This is a genomic window from Corynebacterium sp. USCH3 (assembly GCF_037619475.1).
GTDB lineage: Bacteria > Actinomycetota > Actinomycetes > Mycobacteriales > Mycobacteriaceae > Corynebacterium.
Genome location: NZ_JAQPZT010000002.1, coordinates 522,050 through 543,497, shown reverse-complemented (window position 1 = coordinate 543,497; position 21,448 = coordinate 522,050). Strand labels below are relative to the sequence as shown.

Here is a 21,448-nt window from a genome sequence, read left to right as displayed (position 1 = left end):
ACACGGTGAACGACTCAGGAAGGATCCCGGGCGACGGGCTGGCGCGCACCCTCTACGGTGACATCGCCTCCGGCGACACGACGGCGGCCACGGCCCTGTCGGACGCCGCGTTCGTCGCCCGCATGGTGGACGTCGAGGCCGCGCTGGCGCTCGCCGTCGGCGACGCAGGACTGGTGGACACCACGACGGCGTCGGAGACGGCGCGGGCGATCGCGGAGACCACCTTCGACGGCGCTGACCTCGTCGCACTGGCCGAGGCCTCCGTCGCCGGAGGCAACCCCGCCATCCCGCTGGCCCGACGGCTCAAGGCCGCGGCGACGGACGCCGGTACCGGCGTCTCCGCGGTGCACCGCGGGGCGACGAGCCAGGACATCATCGACACCGCGTTGGTGCTGTGCCTGCGCGAGGCGGGCGGGACGATCCTGGCCACCGCCGACGAGCTGGCCGCGGACCTCGCCGGTCTGGCCCGGACGTACCGCACGACCCCGGTGATCGGTCGGACCCTCGGTCAGCAGGCGGTGCCGACGACGTTCGGCGTGATCGCCGCCGGCTGGCTCCGGCAGACCGACGCCGCCGCGACGCACCTCCGGGACGCCCTCGCCGCTCTGCCGGTGCAGTACGCCGGTGCCGCGGGGAATCTGGCGTCGACCGCGCCGTCCGGCCTGGACGTGCACACCGCCCTCGCCCGACGCCTGGACCTCGCCGATGCCCCGCTGGTCTGGCACACCGACCGGCTCCCGCTGGTCCGGGTCGCCACGGCGTTGGCCGCCCTGGCGGGCGCGGTCCGCAAGATCGCCGGTGACGTGATCGTCTTCTCCGCCACCGAGGTGGGGGAGCTGCGCGAGTCCACCCCCGGCGGCTCCTCGGCGATGCCGCACAAGGCCAACCCGGCCGCGGCCATCGCCGCCGACGGTTACGCCCGACGGACCCCGGCGCTGGCCGCGACCATGCTCGACGGCATGGACCAGCGGATGCAGCGGGCGACCGGAGCGTGGCACGCCGAGTGGCAGACCGTCCGCGACCTCGCCGCGGCGACCGCCGGGGCAGTCAACCGTACCCGCGCCAGCATCGACGGCATCACCGTCGACACCGACGCGATGCGCCGCAACCTGGCACTCACCGGCGGCGCGGTCCTCGCCGAGGCACTGGGACGCCACGTCCCGCGCGCCGACATCGACAGGGCCGTCGCCGACGGCACGCTCGGCGAACTGATGGACACGGCGCACCGCGACCACGGTTTCAGCACCGACCCCGCCGACCACACCGGACACGCGGCCGACATCGTCGACGCCGTCCTGGACGGCCTCACCACACGACAGGAAAGGACAACCCCTCATGAGTGACTCCGACGCCTACCTCACCGGACGCGAGGCCGCGCACGAGCGCGGCATGCGTAACCGGCGCGCCGTCCTCGGCGACGAGCACGTCGACCGGTCCATCGCGAAGAAGACCCCGGTCACCGAGAAGTTCCAGGACTTCATCACCCGCACCGCCTGGGGGGACGTCTGGGAGCGTCCGGGACTCGACCACACGCAGCGCCGCCTGCTGACCATCGCGGTGCTCACCGGCGTCGGCAACGACGGTGAGCTCGACATGCACATCCGCGCCGCCCTGCGCGCCGGGGTCGACGCCGACACCATCGGTGAGGTCCTGCTGCACACCGCCGTCTACGCCGGAGTGCCGAACTCGAACCACGGCTTCTCGCTGCTGAACGCCGCCGTGCAGGACATGTCATGACCGAGCACACCCCCGTCGCCATCATCGGCGCGGGGCCCGCGGGGCTGACCCTGTCCCACCTGCTGCACCAGCACGGCGTGGAGTCGGTCGTCCTGGAGTCCCGTAGCCGGGAGCAGGTCGAGACCACCGTGCGCGCCGGCATCCTGGAACAGGGCACGTTGAACCTGATGCGGCGGACGGGGGTCGGTGAGCGCATGGAGCGCGAGGCCGACATCGACGAGGGCATCGAGATCTCCGTGCAGGGTGAGCGCACCCGGATCGCGCTGACCGAACTCACCGGACACACCGTGGCGGTCTACCCGCAGCACGAGTACCTCATCGACCTCATCGCCCGACGGGAGGCCGACGGAGGTACGGTCCTGTTCGACACCACCGTCGACGCCGTCAGTGGGACGGAGGACGCCCCGGTCATCGACTACACCGATGCGTCCGGGCACGCGGTACGTCTCACCGCCGACTATGTCGTCGCCGCCGACGGCTCCCGGTCGCCGCACCGCGGTACCGTCGACGCGTCCGGTGCCGGACGCCACCGCCACGAGTACCCCTACGCGTGGTTCGGTGTACTGGTCAACGCGCCGAAGACACAGAAAGAACTGATCTACGCCACCCACCCCGAGGGCTTCGCGTTGATCTCCACGCGGTCGGAGTCCGTGCAGCGCTACTACCTGCAGTGCGACCCGTCCGACACGGTGGACGACTGGTCCGACGACCGCATCTGGGAGGCACTGCACACCCGGGCCGACTCACCGGACCTGCGCATCTCCGAGGGCGAGATCTTCGACAAGGCGGTGCTGCGTTTCCGTTCCGCGGTCACCGAGCCCATGCAGCGGGGCAGGCTCTTCCTCGCCGGCGACGCCGCCCACACCGTGCCACCGACCGGGGCGAAGGGCATGAACCTCGCCATCGCCGATGTCGCGGTGCTGGCCCCGGCGCTCGTGCGGGCGCTGCGGGGCAGTCCGGAGCTGCTGGCCGACTACTCCGACATCGTCCTGCCACGGATCTGGCGGGCACAGCACTTCTCCTGGTGGATGTCGTCGATGCTGCACCAGGCGCCCGACGCGACGACCTTCGGGTCCCGTCGTCGTCTGGCGGAACTGTCCTCCGTCCTGTCGTCCGAGGCAGGACGCCGCTACCTGGCCGAACAGTATGTCGGCCGCGATCTCCCCGAATTCGAGGTCTGACGCCATGAACACTGCAGCGAAAACACGGTCCACGGCCTATGTCACGGTCCTGTGCTGGATCGCCGTCCTGCTCGACGGGTTCGACCTGGTCGTCCTCGGCACCACGATCCCCTCGATGCTGGATGACCCGGCCTGGGACCTCAGCGGTGCCCAGGCGACCCAGATCACCACCATCGGTCTGGTGGGCATGACGATCGGCGCCCTGGTCATCGGGTTCCTCACCGACAAGCTGGGACGGCGGCGCGTGCTGATCACCGCGGTGTTCCTCTTCTCGGTGTTCACCCTCTTCCTGGCGTTCACCACCAACGTCACCTGGTTCTCGCTCTGGCGGTTCCTCGCCGGTGCCGGCCTGGGTGGCGCCCTGCCGACGGCGATCTCGCTGGTCACCGAGTTCCGGTCCGGCCGCAAGGCGGGGTCGGCGTCGACCACGCTGATGACCGGGTACCACGTGGGCGCGGTACTCACCGCACTGCTGGGCATGTTCCTCATCGACGCCGCCGGCTGGCACGCCATGTTCATCGCAGGTGCGATCCCCGGTCTGCTCCTGGCACCGGCACTGTTCTTCCTGCTGCCGGAGTCCCCGGCGTTCCTGAGGATCAAGGGCCGTGTCGCCGAGGCCGAGGAGATCGAGCGGGCCTACGGTCTGCAGGTCGACACCGAGATGGACACCCTGCAGGAGCAGAAGGAGGGGGAGAACGCCGACGGTATCCGTGCACTGCTGCAGCCGACCTTCCGGGTCAACACGATCGCGATCTGGGGCACGTCCTTCATGGGCCTGCTGCTGGTCTACGGTCTGAACACCTGGCTGCCGCAGATCATGCGTGAGGCGGACTACGACCTGGGCAACTCCCTGGCCTTCCTCATGGTGCTCAACATCGGTGCCGTGGTCGGCCTCTACATCGCCGGACGGGTCGCCGACGTCCAGTCGCCGCGCAAGACGGCGCTGATGTGGTTCCTCGCCTCGGCGGTGTTCCTCGCCCTGCTGGCGATCCGTCTGCCGCTGGTCGGCCTGTACGTCATCGTCTTCCTCACCGGCGTGTTCGTGTTCAGTTCCCAGGTGCTGATCTACGCCTTCGTCGGCGAGAACCACCCCTCGTCCGCACGTGCGACGGCCATGGGCTTCTCCGCGGGCATCGGACGCCTCGGCGCGATCTCGGGGCCGCTGCTCGGCGGCGTCATGGTCACCGCCGGGATCGCCTACCCGTGGGGCTTCTTCGCCTTCGCGGTCGTCGGGGTGCTGGGCTTCGCGATCTTCTCGTTCTCGAGGACGCTGCGACCGTCCACGATCGCCGCGGTGGAGGGAGCGAAGACACCGGCCTGACCCGTTGCCGGCGCGAGCGCCGGCCCGACCGCCCGTCGCCACATCCGTGACCGGGCCACCACTGTCCCCCGACAGAACTCCTGCCCCGGGACCGAGCACAAGGAGTTTCCCGTGAGTACCTCACCAACTGTTCACGACGGCGCACCCGATTCCACACCCGGGGCGACGCCACAGACGACGCCCCAGAAGACCCCGAAACGGGCAGCACTGTCCAGCTGGGTCGGTTCCGCCCTGGAGTACTACGACTTCGCCGTCTACGGGACGGCGGCGGCGTTGGTCATCAACGTCCTGTTCTTCCCCGAGGACACGTCCCCGGGCGTGGCCGTGTTCGCCTCCATGGCGACCGTGGGCATCGCCTACGTGGTGCGCCCGCTCGGCGCCCTGATCATGGGTCCGCTGGCGGACAGGTTCGGCCGCAAGTTCGTCCTGATGCTGTCGCTGTTCATGATCGGTGCCTCCACCTTCGTCGTCGGATGTCTGCCGACCTACGGTCAGGTCGGCCTGCTGGCGCCGCTGCTGCTGGCACTGTGCCGCATCGTGCAGGGAATCTCGGCGTCCGGCGAGCAGGGCAGCGCGATCGCGGTGTCGCTCGAGCACGCCGACGAGCAGCACCGTTCCTGGACCACCGCCTGGACGCTGCACGGCACCCAGTTCGGCACCCTGCTGGCGACCGCGGTCTTCATCCCCTTCACCGCCTTCCTGTCCGACGACGCACTGATGAGCTGGGGGTGGCGGGTGCCGTTCTGGCTCTCCGCCTTCGTCGTGCTCATCGCCTGGGTGATCCGTCGTCGTCTCGAGGAGCCGCCGGCGTTCCAGGAGACCGCGGCCGAGGTCGAGGAGGCCAAGGAGGACGAGAAGGAGGTCGAGCGTGACACCGCCGACAACCTCGACCCGAAGACCAGGGAGCGTGTCGCCGCCCGCGCCGCGGCCGCGCGGCACAACCCCCTGCAGCTGGTGCTGAAGTACCACCGCACCGCCGTCATCCGCGTGGCGTTCGCCGCCATGATCAACACGGTCAACATCGTCTTCACCGTCTGGTCGTTGTCCTTCGCCACCTCGATCGTGGGGCTGGACCGCTCCACGATGCTGTGGGTCACCGTGACCGGCAACATCTGTGCGCTGGTCTCGATCCCGCTGTCCGGGTCGGCGGCCGACCGCTTCGGGCGCAAGAAGGTCTTCATCACCGGCGCCCTGGGCGCGGCCGTGGTCATGTACCCCTACCTGATGGCGGTCAACGCCGGGAACTGGCCGTTGATCTTCATCCTCGGCGCGATCATGTTCGGCCTCTTCTACTCCATGTCCAACGCCACCTGGCCGGCGCTCTACGCCGAGATGTTCCCGACCTCGGTGCGCGTCACCGGTATCGCACTGGGAACCCAGATCGGATTCGCACTCTCCGGTGGTTTCGCCCCGATTCTCGCCTCCCTGGTCGCCGGGGCGGAGGGTGACAACTACCTCGGTGTCGCGATCTTCTCCTCGGTGGTCGCCGTGCTCGTGTCCGTCGCGATCGCGACGACCCGCGAGACCGCCTTCATGACCCTCGACGAGATCGACGCCGGCGACACCTTCGTGCAGAAAGTGAAGCAGAACCAATGAGAACATCCGTAGCCACCGTGTGCCTGTCGGGCACACTCGCCGAGAAACTCCGGGCAGCCTCCGACGCCGGGTACGACGGGGTGGAGATCTTCGAACAGGACCTGGTCGTCTCCCCGCACTCTCCGGAACAGATCCGGGCCAGGGGAGAGCAACTGGGCCTGAGTTTCGACCTCTACCAGCCGTTCCGGGACCTGGACGGGGTCGGTGAGGAGCAGTTCGCCGACAACCTGCGCCGACTGGAGTCCAAGTTCCGCATCATGCGGCGACTCAACGTCGACATGATCCTGATCTGCACGAACGTCGGTACCGCCACGATCGACGACGACGAGGTGTGCGCCTCCCAGCTGCGCCGGGCCGGGGAACTGGCGGCGGGCTACGGCATCCGGCTGGCGTATGAGGCGCTGGCGTGGGGAAAGTACGTCAACACCTACCGGCACGCCTACCGCATCGTGGAGCTGGCCGACCACCCCAACGTGGGAACCTGCCTCGACAGCTTCCACATCCTCTCCCGCGGCGACGACCCCTCCGGCATCGTCGACATCCCGGCGGAGAAGATCTTCTTCGTCCAGCTCGCCGACGCCCCGCGCCGGGACATGGACCTGCTGTCCTGGTCGCGCCACCACCGTGTCTTCCCCGGCGAGGGAGACTTCGACCTGGTGGAGTTCCTCCGGTTGCTCGCCGTCGCCGGGTACGACGGTCCGGTGTCACTGGAGATCTTCAACGATTCCTTCCGGCAGGCCGACGTCTCCCGCACGGCCGTGGACGGGCTGCGTTCGCTGCGGTGGCTGGAGGACCAGGCCTACCGGGCCCTGGAGACAGGGACCGAGACAGGGAAAGGGACTGGGGCAGGGACCGAATCTGGCGCCGACCCGGGTTCGTACCCGGTGGGGCTCGCGGCACTGCCGGAGGCGACGACCCCGGCAGCCTACAGTTTCGTGGAACTGCACACCGGACGACTCGGCGAGATCACCAAGCTGCTCCACCAGCTCGGCTTCGTGCTGGGCGGGTACCACCGCAGCAAGGAGGACTTCCAGGTCTGGGTGCAGGGTGACGCCCGCGTCGTCGTCCGGGACCTCGGGCCCACCGGCAGCGACACCGTCATCGACAGTTTCGGCGTCGACGTCGAGGGCGCGGAGCGTTCGGCGGCCCGCGCGGAGAAACTCTCCGCGGAACCGATCGTCCGCCAGCGCAGGGAGGACGAGGCCGAACTCCACGGGGTGTACACCCCCGACGGCACCGGCATCTACTTCTGCGAGGCCACCGGGGACGGGGTGCCGGTCTGGGCCGAGGAGTTCGGACTGATCGGCGAGGACGTGCGCACCATCGACGCCGTCACCGACGCACACTCCAGGATCACCGGTGTCGACCACGTCGGTCTGGCCCAACGGTGGCACCGTCACGACGAGGCCGCCCTGTACTTCACCTCGGTACTGGGGCTGCAGGCCCACGCCCCGGACGCGGTGCCGAGCCCGGCAGGGTACGTCCACTCCCGGGTGATGTCGGCACCGCAGGGAGACTTCTCGCTGACCCTCAACGTCGCACCGGAAGGCAGCGAGCAGGGCGACTTCCTCGCCGCGTCCTACCCGGAGCACGTGACCCTGGAGGTCACCGGCATCATCGGCCTGGCACGTCGGGCCCGCCGACGGGGACTGGAGATGCTGCCGGTCCCGGAGAACTACTACGACGACCTGGTCTCCCGGTTCAACCTCGATGACCGGACCGTCGCCGAGCTCCGCGAGTGCAACGTGCTCTACGACCGAGACGACCACGGTGAATACCTGCGGTTCTACACCGGCACCCTGGGCACGATGTTCTTCGAACTCGTTGAACGACGCGGTGACTACGCCGGGCACGGGGTCGACAACACCCCGGTCCGCCTCGCCGCCCAGTACCGCGTGCTGCGTGACGCCGCCCGCGGCATCCCCAGCTGACCCACCACACTGAAGGAAGGTTCCCGACATGAACGCCACAGCCACACCCGCCCACAGTTTCCTGCTCGGACTCATCGGCACGGACCTGTCGCTGTCCCGCACCCCGCCGATGCACGAGGCCGAGGGGCTGGCCCAGGGCCACCCCACGGTGTACCGCCGCCTGGACGTGCTCACCGACCGGCTGAAGGACCGTTCCCTGGACGAGATCCTGTCCAGCGCGATCGACCTGGGGTTCGACGGTCTGAACATCACCCACCCCTTCAAACGTGAGGTCCTGGGGCTCCTCGACGAGATCGACCCGGTCGCCGCCCGTCTGGGGTCGGTCAACACCGTGGCGATCCGCGACGGGAGGACCTACGGCTACAACACGGACGTGACCGGCTACGCCCGGGGCCTGGCGGAACAGTTGCCGGACATCTCCAAGCGCTCGGTCGTCCAGGTCGGCGCCGGGGGAGTGGGCAACGCCATCGCCTTCGCGCTGGCGGAGGCCGGGGTCGAGGAGCTGCAGATCCGCGACGTCGACGCCGGCCGTGCCGCCGAACTCGCCGAGAACCTCAACACCGCCACCGGGACCTCGGTGGCCACCGGCGCGGGCCCGGACGGTGTCGAGGAAGCCATCGCCGCGGCAGACGGTGTCGTCAACGCCACACCACTCGGCATGCTCAGTCACCCCGGTACGTCCTTCGACACGTCCTGCCTGACCCCGGAGCACTGGGTCAGCGACGTGGTGTACATGCCGGTCTCGACCCAGCTGCTGCAGGAGGCGGAGGCCGCAGGGTGCCGTACCCTCAACGGCACACACATGGCCGTGTACCAGGCGGTCGACGCCTTCGAGCACTTCACCGGGCTCGCCGCGGACGCCGACCGGATGCGCGAGACGTTCTACTCGCTGGGCTGAGCCGAAAGTATCGCACCCCATAAGTTACTGAAGATAATGAAAGCCCAGGTCGGAATTTCTGCAGTAACTTATGGGGTGCGATATGTGCAGTCGCTCTGTCGCCCCGGCAGTTCCCCGCACGACTAACCGGGTCACCGTTGCTGCAGCGCACCGGACAGCTCGCCGCGGCCACGGATGCCGAGTTTGCGGTAACAGCTGGTGAGATGGTGTTCCACCGTCTTCGCCGACAGCGTCAGTTCCCGGGCGATGTCCCGGTTGGTGGAGCCGTCCGCCGCCATGACCGCGATCTGCTCCTCCTGGGTGGTCAACGCCCCAGGCGTTGCCCCCGTCGGCAGCACCGAAGCGCCCGTCGCCGTGCCTGACGTCGCCGTGCCTGATACTCCTGTGGCACGACGCTCCCTGCGACAGCGTTCGACCATGGCGGGGGCTCCCATTGACGCGAAGACCTCCTCGGCGCGGCTGAAGATCTCGTCGGCGTGCCGACGTCGGCCGAGGCGACGCAGCACCTGTCCGTACTCCATCAGGATGCGTGACTGGTACGCCCGCATCGGGGTGTCCGTGATGATCTCCACGGCCTCGTCGAAGCACCGTACGCCGGCCTCGACGTCCCCGCGACGCAGCAGGATACTGCCGCGGGGGACGCGGAGTTTGGCGGCCAGGGACGCCAGGCCGCCGGTCCCGGCGCGTTGTTCGGCTTCGGCGACCACCGCCTCGGCCGCGCGGATCTTGCCGGCACGCACGAGGCACTGGGCGTAGACGTCCTCCCAGGGCCAGAACCCGGGCTGCTGGGTGTCTTTTTCGGTCCCGATCCTGGCCAGTGATTCGCCGACGCGCAGGGCGGCGACGAGGTCACTGCTGTTCGCCGTGGTGATCATGCGGCTCATGGCGGCGGGGAGTCGTTGGATGAGGAAGGCCTCGGGGTCGTCGGGCAGCCGGTTGGTGTACTGGTGGGCCGCCGACGCATCCCCCTGGAAGGCGGCGACCTGGGATCCTGTCCAGAGCAGGACAGGATCCAGCAGCACACTTCCGTGGGCATCGCCGGTGGCGAGGCCGCGCTCGACCACCCTGCGGGCCTCCTCGAAGTCGCCGAGGACGTAGTGGGTGCGCGCCAGCCACGCGTCGCGCCAGATCCGTAGCAGCGGCGCGACGGTGTCGGCGGTGGACGCCGTCGAGGTGAGGATCTCACGGGCGCTGAGCGGATCGTCGTTGACCAGGGCGAACCACCCGTCGACCATGCGGTGCTGGGCTCCGGGGCGGCCGGACGGTGGATGGGACCCGGTGAGGATTCCGGTGGCGACGGCGGCGAGCAGGTCGTCACCGGCGGCACCGGCGTGGTCGAGCATGCTGTGCGGGTCCCAGTCGGCGAGGGCGAGCAGTGCACGCTGGTGCGCGACATCGGACGGGGTGCCCGCCGGTCGCAGGGTGTCACCGCCGTCCAACGAGGCATAGGCACGGCGGCGGTCTCCGGCGTGCATCGCGAGGTAGGACTCACCCGGCGCCGCCCCGGCACCGGTCCGGGACCACAGGCGGGCGGCGGGCAGGTTCCCGGCCCTGGCCAGTGCGTCGACCCGGTCGGCGCTGAGAGTGGGGCAGCCGGTGACGTCGGGGTTGCCGGTGTCGTGGTTTCCCGGGGGAACCGTGCACAGCAGCTGGGCGGCGACGCCCCAGTCACCGTGGTCCCGGTACCCCGCGGCGAGAGTGAGCACCTGTTCTACGACGCTGTCCACGGAACCGGTGCCGCCGGCCAGCACGGACTGCAGGCGGTGGTACAGCGAGGCTCCGGGATCGGTTTCCCGGCGCGCGGCGCGCTGGTGGATCTCCGCGAGTACCCGCGGTGGTGTCTGTTCCAGCACGGCGGCGCGGTGGCGGGGGTCCCGGAAGTCGACGGCCGGGCCGGGGAGGGTCCGGAGCAGGTGGGTGAAGACGGCGTCGGTGCCCCCGTCCGACACGTCCCACACCAGGTCCAGGGCGACGGGACCTGCACTGGGGCCCGCGCTGACCGCAACGGTGCGGAGCAGGTCGGTCAGGCGCCGTCGGGACTCCGGCAGGGCGTCGGCGGTGGCGGCGTCCACTGCACCGGCGAGCGCGGTGGACCAGGTGTCGGGTACGGCGGGCGCACGGCCCGCCCGGATCTCGGCAGGGGCGCTGGCGATCAGCTCGGTCAGCAGGTCCACGCGGCCGCCGGTCATGGTGTGGAGGGTCACCACCAGGGACGGATGTGGGCGGGTCCCGGTCGAGGACTCCACGACGGCGCCGCTGTCCCCGAGGGTGATCGGTGGCAGGACGACCTCGATGTCCCCGCGCAGGTGGCACGACGACTCGGGAGCCGACGCCTGTGCATTCGCCGCGTCCACCGTGCCGACCACCATCAGGCGCGACGGACGGTCCAGCCGGGAGGTCTCCTCACGCAGGAGGCGCAGCACCGCACTGTCCGCGAGATGGAGGTCGTCGATCAGCAGCAGGGTGTCCTCGGGGCTGTCGAGCAGAGACCGGTCGAGTGGACGGGTGGAGCCGGCGACCGGGCGGATCCGGACGGTGTTCCACGCCGGCGCCCCGGTGGCCAGGTCGTGGAGGAGCCCGACCCCACCGCCACCGGAGAGGTCGCGCACCACCAGGAAGAGCCCGCGTGCGGGTGCGACGGTCTGGGTGTGGGCGAGGATCTCCCTGACCTGCGGGTGGTGGAGGCGGGGAGCGCGTCCGCGGTCGGAGATGGGCACGTCCCGCAGTCTACTGCGGAATCAGAGGAGGAACAGCAGGGAGAGCGCACCAGACAGCGTGGTGCCCGGCAGGGCCGACCGTCGGCGCGACGTCATCTACCGGGCCATCTCCCGGCCGGCGACGTAACCGAAGGTCAGTGCGGGGCCCAGGTTGATGCCTCCTGCGGGGTAGAACCCACCCATGATCGACGCGCGGTCATTCCCTGCCGTGTACAGTCCGGCGATCGGAGAACCGTCCTCACCGAGTACCCGGGCGCGCCCGTCGGCAGAGATACCGGCGAACGTGCCGAAGCTTCCCGGCAGGACCTTCACCGCGTAGAACGGCCCCTTCTCCACAGGAGCCAGCGACGGATTCGGCACCACCTTCGGGTCACCGCCGTACCGGTTGAACTCCGTTTCGCCCCGGTGGAACTCCGGGTCCTCACCACGACGGGCATTGTCATTGAACTCGGCCACGGTGGTCTCCAACCCGTCCGGATCGATGCCGCACCGCTCCGCCAGCTCCCGGAGTGTCCTGCCCTTGACCAGGTAGCCGTTGCGCACATAAGGGAACAACGGCACCGGGAAGGGTTTCGCCATGCCGAGGGGGTAGCGGCGCACGAACGTGGAGTCGGCGATCTGCCACGACTGCACCGGCTCGCCCTCGGGGGCGGCGTTGATCATGCCGTCGACGTAGTCGTAGTAGCCGTTGGCTTCGTTGACGAAGCGTCGACCAGTCGACACCACACCGATAGACCCGGGCTTGGCACGGTCCATGATGTGGGGGAATGTACCGACCTTCCCGTTGAGGTACGGGACCTCGGACACCGGGCACCACGCCGCCGGGGCCTTCAGATCCGTCGTCGCGGCCGCGCCGACAGCCTTCGCCATGCGCAGCCCGTCGCCGGTGGACTCCTTCGGCGCCAACGTCCAGTGCTCCTGGCCGGTGGGTGTGCGGGGGAACAGGTCACGGCGCAGCTCGACGTCGGCCGGGAAACCGCCGGTGGCCAGTACCACTCCGCAGGTGGCGCTGAGGGTGCGGGTACCGTCCGGCCCCTGCACCGTCACCCCGGTGACACGTCCGGACGCATCGCGGACCAGCGCACGGGCGGCCGTGCCCGTCATCAACTCCACCCCAAGGTCATCGGCGGAGGCGGCGAGCCGTCCGATCATCGCGGCACCGTTGACCATCTGCATGTTGCGACGGTGCACCACCATGTCCCAGACGTGCACCACGACACGTCGGGCGGCGTGGAACCATCCACGCACGTCCCCTCGTGAGGCCGACAGGAACTTCTTCAGGTCCGGCCCGGCCATGATCCCCATGCCCAGGAAGGACGTCTCGTAGAGCTGGTGGCGCAGTTTCGCCCGCACGTCCGGGCGTACCGTGCGTCCGTTGAACGGGGTCGGTCCCACAGAGCGGTGTCCGGTGCCGGCCCCCGGCAGGTCACCGTAGATGTCCTTGATCGCCGCCCCCGGGGTGAACTGCAGCCGGGTCTTGGTGTGGAAGAAGTCCACCATCTCCGGCGCGGCGTCGAGGAAGGCGTCGATGTTGTCGCCCTGGTAGTAGTCACCGATGACAGAGCGCAGGTAGGTGCGGACCTCCTCGGCGTCCTCGACGACACCCTCGCGCCGGGCGAAGCTGGTGCCGGGCGTCCAGGCCCACCCGCCGGACCAGGTGGTGGCGCCGCCGAGCACGTCCGCTTTCTCGATGACGGCGACGGACAGTCCGTGGTGGGCGGCGGTCACCGCGGCGGAGAGGCCGCCGGCGCCGGAACCGATGACGATTGCGTCGTAGGCGGTGGCAGGGCTGGTGGCAGGGGTGGGATCGGTCGGTGAGGTCATGACGGGTGGCCTCCGTGGGGTGTGGTGGGCGGGACGGTGGATGTGGCTAGCAGACGCGTCGCGGTGTCGTACAGGTGCCGGATCCACCCCGCGTCGCCGCGGTGGTTCCGCTCCACCTCATTGGGCACCTCGACGCTGACCGGGAGCGCCCGCGGCAACGGACGCAGGAACCGTGCGAGATCCTGGTCGCCGTCGCCCGGTGCCAGGCGTGCCGCCCTCGACTCCTCGACGAGTCCCTCCACCGTGGTCGGGGCATGGGCCGGACTGTCGCACAGCTGCACCATGTCCACCAGGTCACTGATCTGCGCCAGCTCGTCGACGTCGGCGTGGATGCGTGCCAGGTGCAGGGTGTCGGGCAGGACACGGGCTCCGGTGTCACGGGCGACCCGGGCCGCGACCGGCAGTGAACGCACACTGCGGTAGGAGATCGGCTCCAGGGACGGGACCACACCGTAGCCTGCGGCGTCGTCCACCAGGCGACCGAGCGTGTCGGTCAGCCGGGTCAGGTCATCGTCCCCGGCGGCGACGGTGAGCCGTGTGGCACCGAGCGCCGCGGACGCCTCGAGCGCGGGCAGCCACGCGTCGCGGTCGGTGTCGGCGTCGATGCGCAGGAATTCGGCGTCGACCACCGACAGACCCGTCTCGTCGAGGGCGCGCAGTGTGGCGGCCAGCAGTGGCGAACCGGCAGACAGGTCGTAGGACGGTTCCGCCGCGGTGACCGCCAGGACGCGCAGACCGACGAAATCGAAACCGGCGTTGGCGGCGAACCGGACGAGCAGGTCCGGTGGTACGGTCAGCGCCGACAACGGTGCGAGGCCGAGCAGCCTGGCCCGGGGGTTGTTCACCAGGCCGGTCACGGGGAGACCTCCCCGGTCAGCCGTACCGGCGTCCCGGTCCGTGACGACTCGTAGACCGCGAGCAGCACGGCCAGGGAACGGGTGGCGTCGCGCCCGGTCACCGCGGGCGCGCGGCCGTCGCGTACAGCGGCGACGAAGTCGGCGACCTGGGCGGTGTGGTGGGGGATCAACGCACCGTTGATCGTGCGGAGGTCGGCGTTGGCCACCAGTTCCGGCGGGTAGTCGGCGGTGGTGGCCACCGACCCGCCCTCGGCCCGCAGGACGGCCCGGCCGTCGGTGCCCTCCGGGTACTCCAGGATGGCGCGGGTGGCACCGGAGGAGGCGGTGACCTGCACGCGGGCCCCGAGCGCGGTGTCGGCGGCAGTGGTGGCGCTGATGGTGGCCAGGGCGCCCGAGGCGAAGGTCACGGTGGCCACGGCGGTGTCCTCGACCTCGATGTCGTGGGTGAAGGTGGCGATCTTCCCGGAGACCTCCACCGGGTCGCCCATCATCCAGGTTAACAGGTCGATGTAGTGGATCGCCTGGGTCATCAGCACCCCGCCGCCGTCGCTGGCCCAGGTGCCCCGCCAGTCGGTGGCGGAGTAGTAGGTGGGGTCGCGGTGCAGCAGGACGGTGCACTGCCCGAGGACCGGCTCGCCGAGTCGGTCCGCGACCAGGTCAGCCTTCATCTCCTGCGCCGCGGGCCAGAACCGACGCTGGAACATCACGCCGAGCGTCACACCCGCGGCCTCGCACGCGTCGGTCATCCGGCGGGCAGCGTCCAGGTCCACGGCGACGGGCTTCTCGCACAGTACGTGCACCCCGGCGGCAGCCGCGGCGAGCACGACCTCCTCGTGGGTGGGGTGCGGGGTACACACCGAGATGATGTCGACGCCGGTGGCCAGCAGTTCCCCGACGGTGCCGACGGCCCGGGGGATGCCGTAGGTCTCCGCGGCGCGGCGGGCCTGCGCGGGGTCGGTGTCACAGACGACGGTGACCTCGGCACCGTCGACGGCCGCGACGGCCTCGAGGTGGTTGCGGGAGATCGCGCCGCAGCCGACGACACCGACTCTGAGGTCTGGGGCACGGTCTGGGGTGGGGTCCGGTGGGGGCATGGGGCAGCGGTCTCCTCTGGCGGTGGGGTGTGGGTGGCCGGTCTCGTCCACCGTAGGTCGCCGAGCGGCCCTACCCGGTCACCGTCCCGTTGAACGGGACAGCCCGGGGGAGTGGGGGTCGCTCTGCGCCGCGGTCAGGGCGACTGAGAGCTGCCGACCGGCGGCCGTGAGCGCGGCGAGGACCTCGTCGTGGTCGCACCGGTCGGTCCGTGCCACCAGGCCGAGGGCGCACTGCACGGAACGGTCGGTCAGGGTGAAGCACGGCACGGCGAACGACGTGTTCTCGGTGACCATGCCGCCGACGATGTGCCCGTACCCCTGGTGTCTGATCCGCCGTAGTTCGGCCCGGATTCGTGCCGGGTCGACCGGTTCCCCGGTCACCCGGTCGGACAGCGGGCCGTCGAGCACACGGCCGACCGATGCCGCACCCGCGAAGGCGAGCATGGTCAACCCGGCCGAGTTGTCGTGGATCGGTAGCCGTGAGGCGTGCCGGCTCACGATCCGGAGCGGGTACTGCGCGTCGTAGTGCTCCAGGTAGAGCACGCTGAGCTCCCCGAAGTCCGGGACGGCGAGGAAGAGGTGGTGGTCGAAATGGGCGTGCAGGTCCTCGAGGACCGGTCGGGCGAGGTCCCGGAGCTGCTCGAGGGGGCTGCAGCGTACCGAGGTCTCCCAGGAGTGGTCGCTCACCGTGACGCTGCCGTCGGGCAGACGTTGCAGCATGCCCACGGAGGTCATCTCGGTGACCAGGCGGTGGGTGGTGGACCGGGACAGCCCGGTTGCCGCAGCGACCTGCGCGGCGGTCAACCGGGGCTGGTCGGGGTGGAAGCACTCCAGGATGCGCATGGCACGCTGGAGCACCGATTCCCCGGACCGGGAGTTCGCCATGTCGACCGTCCTCCTGTGTCCGGCCTTCAGCCGGCCAGGAACCCGCGGATGAGGGTGTTGACGGTCTGGGGCTGCTCCAGATTCGGCAGGTGTGCCGCCGGTGACAGGACCACGTAGGACGACCCGGCGACGCCGTCGGCGATCACCTTCACCGTCTCCGGAGCGGTGGACGGGTCGTGTTCACCGGCGATGACCAGTGCCGGGACGGTGACCTCGCCCAGCCGGGAGGTGAAGTCCCACTGCGAGAGGGCGTCGCAGCATGCCGCGTACCCCTCGTCCGGGGTGGCGGCGATCATGTCGCGGTAGTGGTCGGTGGTCGCCGGGTTCTGCTCCCGGTAGGCGGGCGAGAACCAGCGGGTGATCACCGCATCGGCCAGGGCACCGACACCGTCGGTGCGGGCGGTGTGTGCCCGCTCGACCCATCCGGAGGGGTCGCCGAACTTCGCGGCGGTGCAGATGAACACGGCGGCCGTCACCCGGTCACTGGTGGCGGCGAGGTACTGCGCGACCGCCCCACCGAGCGACAGCCCGACCACGGTGAACCGTGCGACCCCGAGTCCGTCGAGGGTGTGCAGGACGTCGGCGGCGAGATCGGGGACCGTCGGGCCGTCCGCCCCGGCAGGGGTCAGCGGCGACTTTCCGTGGCCGCGGTGGTCGAGGGCGATGACCCGCCGGTCGTCGGAGAGCCCGTCGAGCTGCGGCAGCCACATCTCGGTGGTCGATCCCAGCGAGCCGAGCAGTACCAGGGGCTCTGCGTCGGTGGGGCCGTACACGTCGGCGTGGAGGGTCAGGGGGGTGTTCGCTGTGGTCCCAGCGGTCATGGATCTGCTCCTTCGTGTGTGGTGGGGTGCGGGGAGTTCGACGGGCCGGTCAGGCCTGCTCGGCGTCGAGGACGGCGGCGAGGCCCTGGCCACCGCCGATGCACATGGTGGCCAGTCCGCGCAGGGGCGCGGAACCGTTCTCGCCGCGGCGACGCAGCTCGTGGCAGAGGGTCACCAGCATCCGGGCGCCGGTGGCACCGACCGGGTGCCCCAGCGAGATTCCGGAACCGTGCGGGTTCAGCCGCGGGTCGTCCGCGGCGACGCCCCACTCCTGCAGGACCGACAGTGCCTGTGCGGCGAAGGCCTCGTTGAGTTCGATGACGTCCAGGTCGTCCAGCGTCATCCCGAGGCGGTCGAGGACCCGGGCGGTGGCGGGGACCGGGCCGATGCCCATGGTCTCGGGGGCGACACCGGCCACGGCCCAGCCGCTGAGGCGGGCGACGGGCTGCAGGCCCAGTTCCTCGGCGCGGGCGCGGGTGGTGACGACCATGGCGGCGGCACCGTCGTTCTGGCCGGAGGCGTTGCCGGCGGTCACGGTGGCTTCGTCGTCCTGGCGCCCCATCACCGGGCGCAGGCCGGCGAGCTTCTCGGTGGTGGTGCCCGGGCGTGGGTGCTCGTCGCGGTCGACGATCGTCTCCGGGTCGCGACGGCGCTTGCCCGGAACCGTCACCGGGACGATCTCGTCGGCGAACAACCCGTCGTCGATGGCGGCGACGGCACGTCGGTGGGATTCGGCGGCCATCTCGTCCTGCGCCTCACGGGTGATGCCGTACTCGCGGCGCAGGTTCTCGGCGGTCTCGATCATCCCGCCGGGGATGGGGTGGTTGCGGCCACCGGCGGAGGCGCGGCCTTCGGCGAGGCGGTCGTGCAGCACGAGGTCACCGCCCTTGACGCCCCAGCGGATGGCGCCGTCGACGGAGTAGCCGGTGCGGCTCATCGACTCGGCACCACCGGCGATGATGAGGTCGGCGGCGCCGGTAGCGACGTGTGCGGCGGCGGTGACGACGGCCTGCAGGCCTGAGCCGCAGCGCCGGTCGAGCTGCATGCCGGGCACGCTGTCGCCGAGGCCGGCGTCCAGTGCGACGACGCGGCCCAGGGCGGGTGCGGCGCCGTCGGGGGAGGCCTGGCCGAGGATGATGTCGTCGATGTCGTCGGCGGTCAGCCCGGTGCGTTCCACGATGGCGGCGACGACGGTGGACGCCAGGTCCTGCACGGGGACGTCAGTGAAGGCCCCGCCGTAGGCGCCGACCGGGGTGCGCAGCGGGGAGCACAGGACGACGTCGGTGGGGGAGGGGGCCGTGGTGGTGTGGCTCATGGGGTTCCTTCGGTTGTCAGGGGTGTTCTGGGGGATGTCAGAGATGCTGTGCGGCGAGGTCGCCGGTGATTGCGCGGGCCGCGGCCAGGAGCTCGGGGACGATGTCGCGGTGCAGCTCGTCGAGGCCGTAGACCTCGGTGCGGGTCGAGACGTTCACCGCGGCCACGGCCCTGCCGCCGGGCCCGTTGACCGGGGCGGCGACAGAGCGCAGGCCGACCTCGAGCTCCTGGTCGACCAGTGACCACCCCTGGTCCCGGACGGTCTGCAGCTCGGCACGGAGCTGGCGGGTGGAGGTGCAGGTCCGAGCAGTCAACGGCTCGAGGGAGACGCCGGCGAGGTAGTCGTCGAGCTCGGACGGGGCCAGGTCGGCGAGCAGGACCCGGCCCATCGAGGTGGCGTAGGCGGGGAAGCGGGTGCCGATGGTGATCGACACCGCCATGATCCGCCGGACGGGAACCCGGCTGACGTAGACGACGTCCGGGCCTTCGAGCACGGACATCGAACTCGACTCGTTGATACGCCGGGAGAGCTCCTCCAGCCGCGGCTGACCGATGTCCGGCAGTGACAACGACGACAGGTAGCTGTGGCCGAGTTCCAGGACACGGGAGGTCAGCCAGAACTCATTGCCGTCGGTGTTGGCGTAGTCGAGGGAGACCAGGGTGTGCAGGAAGCGGCGTGCGGTGGCCCGGGCCAGGCCGGTGCGTTCGGCGACCTGGGCGAGGCTGAGTCGGGAGTGCTCCCCGTCAAAGCAACGAATCACGGCGAGGCCGCGCACGAAGGACTGGACCTGGCCGCCGGGGCTGCCGCCGTGGGCATCGCCGGGACCTCTCGCGGGGGTGCTGCCGTCTGTCTGTGTCACCGGAGTGCTCCTGTCATCCGTTCATGCAGCGAACATTTGTCCATTGCGCGAACACCAGTGTACAGTTTTCCATATGCTTGACAAAACATTCAGCACAGCAGACGAGGCGGTGGCGGACCTCTTCGACGGTGCGTCTGTCGCTGTCGGCGGATTCGGCCTGGTAGGCATCCCGTCGGTACTCATCGAGGCAGTCCGGACACGGGGCGTCGGTGAGCTCACGATCATCTCCAACAACTGCGGAACCGACGGGTTCGGCCTCGGCACGCTCCTGGAGGACCACCGGGTCGCGCGCACGATCGGCTCCTACATCGGATCCAACCGCATCTACGCCCAGCAGTACCTCAGCGGCGACCTCTCGGTGGAGTTCACCCCGCAGGGCACGCTGGCCGAGCGCATGCGTGCCGGTGGTGCCGGTATCCCGGCGTTCTACACCAAGGCGGGCGTCGGCACGGAACTCGCCACCGGCGGGCTGCCGGTGCGTTACCACCGGGACGGCTCCGTCGCCGAATTCTCCGAGCCGAAGGAGACCCGTACCTTCGACGGTGAGGACTACATCCTGGAGACCGCGATCAAGGCCGACGTCGGGCTCGTCCACGCGCACAAGGCCGACCGCCAGGGCAACCTCGTGTTCCGCGAAACCGCGCAGAACTTCAACCCCGAAGCCGCCAAGTGCGCGCGCGTGGCGATCGCGCAGGTCGAACATCTCGTGGACCACCTGGACCCCGACGAGGTCCACCTGCCCGGTATCTACGTCGACCGCGTGGTGCACGTCGGCCCGCAGGAGACCGGCATCGAGAACCGCACCACCCGCCCCGACAAGAATCCGGAGGCCTGACCATGGCTGAGACCACAGGATGGAACCGTGAACAGATGGCGGCCCGCGTCGCCGCCGAACTGCAGGACGGGCAGTACGTCAACCTCGGTATCGGCATGCCGACGCTGGTCCCGGGCTACCTGGACGACGGCATCGACGTCATCCTGCACTCCGAGAACGGTGTTCTCGGAGTGGGGCCGTACCCCACCGAGGACGAGGTCGACCCGGAACTGATCAACGCCGGCAAGGAGACCATCACCGTCAACGACGGCGCCAGTTTCTTCAGCTCCTCGGAGTCCTTCGGCATGATCCGGTCCCGGTCCGTCGACGTCGCCGTGCTGGGGGCGATGGAGATCTCCCGCTACGGCGACCTGGCGAACTGGATGGTCCCCGGCAAGCTCGTCCGCGGCATGGGCGGGGCCATGGACCTGGTGCACGGTGCGCAGAAGATCATCGTGATGACCGACCACGTCACCAAGAACGGCACCCCGAAGATCGTTGAGCAGTGCTCCCTGCCGCTGACCGGGGCGAAGTGCGTCGACCTGATCGTGTCGTCCCACGGCGTCTTCGAGGTCGACCCGGAGAACGGGCTGACGCTGGTCGAATGCGCCGACGGCGTCACCGTCGACGACCTGCGGGAGATCACCGCTGCGCCGTTCGCCGTGCGCTAGAACACGATCGTGGTGTTCCCGGTCCGGATCACCTTGTCCTGGGAGTGCCAGAGCACGGCCCGGGACAGGACGGACCGCTCGACTTCCGCTCCCAGGCGTTTCAGGTCGGGAACGTGGTCCCGGTGACTGACCCGCACCACGTCCTGCTCGATGATGGGGCCCTCGTCCAGGTTCTCGGTCACGTAGTGGGCCGTGGCGCCGACGAGTTTCACTCCGCGCTCCTTCGCCTTGCGGTAGGGGGCGGCGCCGATGAACGCCGGCAGGAAAGAGTGGTGGATGTTGATCACGGGGACGCCGACCTGCTCCAGGAAGTTGCTGGAGATGATCTGCATGTAGCGGGCCAGGACGATGAAGTCCACGTTGCCCTGCAACAGGCGGAGGATCTCCGCCTCGGATTCGGACTTGTCCGGCCCCGCCTGCGACGGGACGTGGAAGAACGGCACCCCGAAGGAACGGACGTCCTCGACGGTCCCGGTGTGGTTGGAGATCACCATGGGGATAGTGACCGGCAGGTCACCGCGACGCTGGCGCCACAGCAGGTCCAGAAGGCAGTGGTCGTCCTTGGACGCCAGGATCGCCATCCGCTTGGGTTGTGAGCGGTCGGACAGCGACCAGGCCATGTCGTAGGGGTCGAGCGTCTCCGCGAGATCCGCCCTGATGTCGTCCATGACGGTGACGAGGTTCTGACGGTGGAAGACGATGCGCTGGAAGAACCCGCCGTCCTCCGGGTCAGAGGAGTGCTGGTCAAGGGAGATGATATTGCCCTTGTTCCGGGTTATCAGTGCGGCGATGACGGAGACCAGACCGGGCTGGTCAGGTCCGTGGACCACCAGACAGGCGTGGTCGGTCAGGGAGGTGATGGACGGGGACAACGGGTTCTTCCTGGTCGTTCGGTCGGGTTCAGCCGGGGGTAGTTCAGCCGGTCGC

At 69.8% G+C, this 21,448-nt stretch carries 18 protein-coding genes; 9 read left to right on the top strand and 9 right to left on the bottom strand.

Features of this window, described 5'->3' with window-relative positions; all coding sequences use genetic code 11:
- The first annotated feature begins 5 nt into the window (after window positions 1-5).
- The 7 genes from PQI66_RS05735 (at window position 6) to PQI66_RS05705 (ending at window position 8,664) form a co-directional block, all read left to right on the top strand.
- On the top strand, window positions 6-1,343 hold the full coding sequence (locus PQI66_RS05735; protein ID WP_339996678.1) for a lyase family protein: 1,338 nt from the start codon (window positions 6-8) through the stop codon (window positions 1,341-1,343).
- Window positions 1,336-1,737 (top strand): 4-carboxymuconolactone decarboxylase, encoded by a 402-nt coding sequence (pcaC, locus tag PQI66_RS05730; RefSeq protein WP_339996677.1) that lies wholly within the window; start codon window positions 1,336-1,338, stop codon window positions 1,735-1,737. Before PQI66_RS05735 ends, pcaC begins: the two co-directional genes overlap by 8 nt.
- Window positions 1,734-2,918 carry a 4-hydroxybenzoate 3-monooxygenase gene (locus PQI66_RS05725; protein WP_339996676.1) on the top strand — a complete coding sequence of 395 codons (1,185 nt, stop codon included), beginning with the start codon at window positions 1,734-1,736 and terminating at the stop codon, window positions 2,916-2,918. The genes pcaC and PQI66_RS05725 overlap by 4 nt, the downstream gene beginning before the upstream one ends.
- Before the next feature lie 4 nt (window positions 2,919-2,922).
- The gene (locus PQI66_RS05720) at window positions 2,923-4,239 is read left to right on the top strand and encodes an MFS transporter (protein WP_339996674.1); all 1,317 of its coding nucleotides are present in this window, start codon (window positions 2,923-2,925) and stop codon (window positions 4,237-4,239) included.
- 111 nt (window positions 4,240-4,350) lie between these two features.
- The gene (locus PQI66_RS05715) at window positions 4,351-5,835 is read left to right on the top strand and encodes an MFS transporter (RefSeq protein ID WP_339996673.1); all 1,485 of its coding nucleotides are present in this window, start codon (window positions 4,351-4,353) and stop codon (window positions 5,833-5,835) included.
- On the top strand, window positions 5,832-7,766 hold the full coding sequence (locus tag PQI66_RS05710; RefSeq protein WP_339996671.1) for a sugar phosphate isomerase/epimerase and 4-hydroxyphenylpyruvate domain-containing protein: 1,935 nt from the start codon (window positions 5,832-5,834) through the stop codon (window positions 7,764-7,766). Before PQI66_RS05715 ends, PQI66_RS05710 begins: the two co-directional genes overlap by 4 nt.
- A gap of 28 nt (window positions 7,767-7,794) precedes the next feature.
- Window positions 7,795-8,664, top strand: coding sequence for a shikimate dehydrogenase (locus PQI66_RS05705; RefSeq protein ID WP_339996669.1), 870 nt, complete (start codon window positions 7,795-7,797; stop codon window positions 8,662-8,664).
- Between the two features lie 131 nt (window positions 8,665-8,795).
- Here PQI66_RS05705 and PQI66_RS05700 read toward each other — a convergent pair whose 3' ends face one another.
- The 8 genes from PQI66_RS05700 to PQI66_RS05665 form a co-directional block, all read right to left on the bottom strand.
- A complete protein-coding gene (locus PQI66_RS05700; RefSeq protein ID WP_339996667.1) occupies window positions 8,796-11,381 on the bottom strand; it encodes a LuxR C-terminal-related transcriptional regulator in 2,586 nt (861 codons plus the stop codon).
- A gap of 96 nt (window positions 11,382-11,477) precedes the next feature.
- Window positions 11,478-13,205, bottom strand: a complete 1,728-nt coding sequence (locus PQI66_RS05695) for an FAD-dependent oxidoreductase (RefSeq protein WP_339996665.1) — start codon at window positions 13,203-13,205, stop codon at window positions 11,478-11,480.
- The gene (locus tag PQI66_RS05690; RefSeq protein ID WP_339996664.1) at window positions 13,202-14,062 is read right to left on the bottom strand and encodes a sugar phosphate isomerase/epimerase family protein; all 861 of its coding nucleotides are present in this window, start codon (window positions 14,060-14,062) and stop codon (window positions 13,202-13,204) included. Before PQI66_RS05690 ends, PQI66_RS05695 begins: the two co-directional genes overlap by 4 nt.
- The gene (locus PQI66_RS05685; RefSeq protein ID WP_339996663.1) at window positions 14,059-15,156 is read right to left on the bottom strand and encodes a Gfo/Idh/MocA family protein; all 1,098 of its coding nucleotides are present in this window, start codon (window positions 15,154-15,156) and stop codon (window positions 14,059-14,061) included. Before PQI66_RS05685 ends, PQI66_RS05690 begins: the two co-directional genes overlap by 4 nt.
- 78 nt (window positions 15,157-15,234) lie before the next feature.
- Window positions 15,235-16,041 (bottom strand): IclR family transcriptional regulator, encoded by an 807-nt coding sequence (locus PQI66_RS05680; RefSeq protein ID WP_339996661.1) that lies wholly within the window; start codon window positions 16,039-16,041, stop codon window positions 15,235-15,237.
- Window positions 16,042-16,067: 26 nt separating this feature from the next.
- On the bottom strand, window positions 16,068-16,862 hold the full coding sequence (gene pcaD / locus PQI66_RS05675) for a 3-oxoadipate enol-lactonase (RefSeq protein ID WP_339996660.1): 795 nt from the start codon (window positions 16,860-16,862) through the stop codon (window positions 16,068-16,070).
- 49 nt (window positions 16,863-16,911) lie between these two features.
- Entirely contained in the window at window positions 16,912-18,177 is a 1,266-nt protein-coding gene (locus PQI66_RS05670; protein WP_339996659.1) for an acetyl-CoA C-acetyltransferase, read from the bottom strand.
- A 37-nt stretch (window positions 18,178-18,214) separates the two neighbouring features.
- A complete protein-coding gene (locus tag PQI66_RS05665; RefSeq protein ID WP_445228000.1) occupies window positions 18,215-19,036 on the bottom strand; it encodes an IclR family transcriptional regulator domain-containing protein in 822 nt (273 codons plus the stop codon).
- A 73-nt stretch (window positions 19,037-19,109) separates the two neighbouring features.
- On the opposite strand from PQI66_RS05665, the gene PQI66_RS05660 reads away from it, so the two are divergent.
- On the top strand, window positions 19,110-19,871 hold the full coding sequence (locus PQI66_RS05660; protein WP_339996658.1) for a CoA transferase subunit A: 762 nt from the start codon (window positions 19,110-19,112) through the stop codon (window positions 19,869-19,871).
- 2 nt (window positions 19,872-19,873) lie between these two features.
- Entirely contained in the window at window positions 19,874-20,521 is a 648-nt protein-coding gene (locus PQI66_RS05655) for a 3-oxoacid CoA-transferase subunit B (protein ID WP_339996656.1), read from the top strand.
- Here PQI66_RS05655 and purU read toward each other — a convergent pair.
- Window positions 20,518-21,393: a formyltetrahydrofolate deformylase gene (gene purU / locus PQI66_RS05650; protein ID WP_339996655.1), complete on the bottom strand. Its 876-nt coding sequence runs from the start codon at window positions 21,391-21,393 to the stop codon at window positions 20,518-20,520. The genes PQI66_RS05655 and purU overlap by 4 nt on opposite strands.
- Between the last annotated feature and the right edge of the window lie 55 nt (window positions 21,394-21,448).

Coding starts and splice junctions, on each gene's coding strand:
- PQI66_RS05680 (WP_339996661.1), bottom strand. CDS start 16,041: ATGGCGAACTCCCGGTCCGGGGAATCGGTGCTCCAGCGTGCCATGCGC.
- PQI66_RS05705 (WP_339996669.1), top strand. CDS start 7,795: ATGAACGCCACAGCCACACCCGCCCACAGTTTCCTGCTCGGACTCATC.
- PQI66_RS05720 (WP_339996674.1), top strand. CDS start 2,923: ATGAACACTGCAGCGAAAACACGGTCCACGGCCTATGTCACGGTCCTG.
- PQI66_RS05725 (WP_339996676.1), top strand. CDS start 1,734: ATGACCGAGCACACCCCCGTCGCCATCATCGGCGCGGGGCCCGCGGGG.
- pcaC (WP_339996677.1), top strand. CDS start 1,336: ATGAGTGACTCCGACGCCTACCTCACCGGACGCGAGGCCGCGCACGAG.
- PQI66_RS05655 (WP_339996656.1), top strand. CDS start 19,874: ATGGCTGAGACCACAGGATGGAACCGTGAACAGATGGCGGCCCGCGTC.
- PQI66_RS05685 (WP_339996663.1), bottom strand. CDS start 15,156: ATGCCCCCACCGGACCCCACCCCAGACCGTGCCCCAGACCTCAGAGTC.
- PQI66_RS05660 (WP_339996658.1), top strand. CDS start 19,110: ATGCTTGACAAAACATTCAGCACAGCAGACGAGGCGGTGGCGGACCTC.
- pcaD (WP_339996660.1), bottom strand. CDS start 16,862: ATGACCGCTGGGACCACAGCGAACACCCCCCTGACCCTCCACGCCGAC.
- PQI66_RS05695 (WP_339996665.1), bottom strand. CDS start 13,205: ATGACCTCACCGACCGATCCCACCCCTGCCACCAGCCCTGCCACCGCC.
- PQI66_RS05710 (WP_339996671.1), top strand. CDS start 5,832: ATGAGAACATCCGTAGCCACCGTGTGCCTGTCGGGCACACTCGCCGAG.
- PQI66_RS05670 (WP_339996659.1), bottom strand. CDS start 18,177: ATGAGCCACACCACCACGGCCCCCTCCCCCACCGACGTCGTCCTGTGC.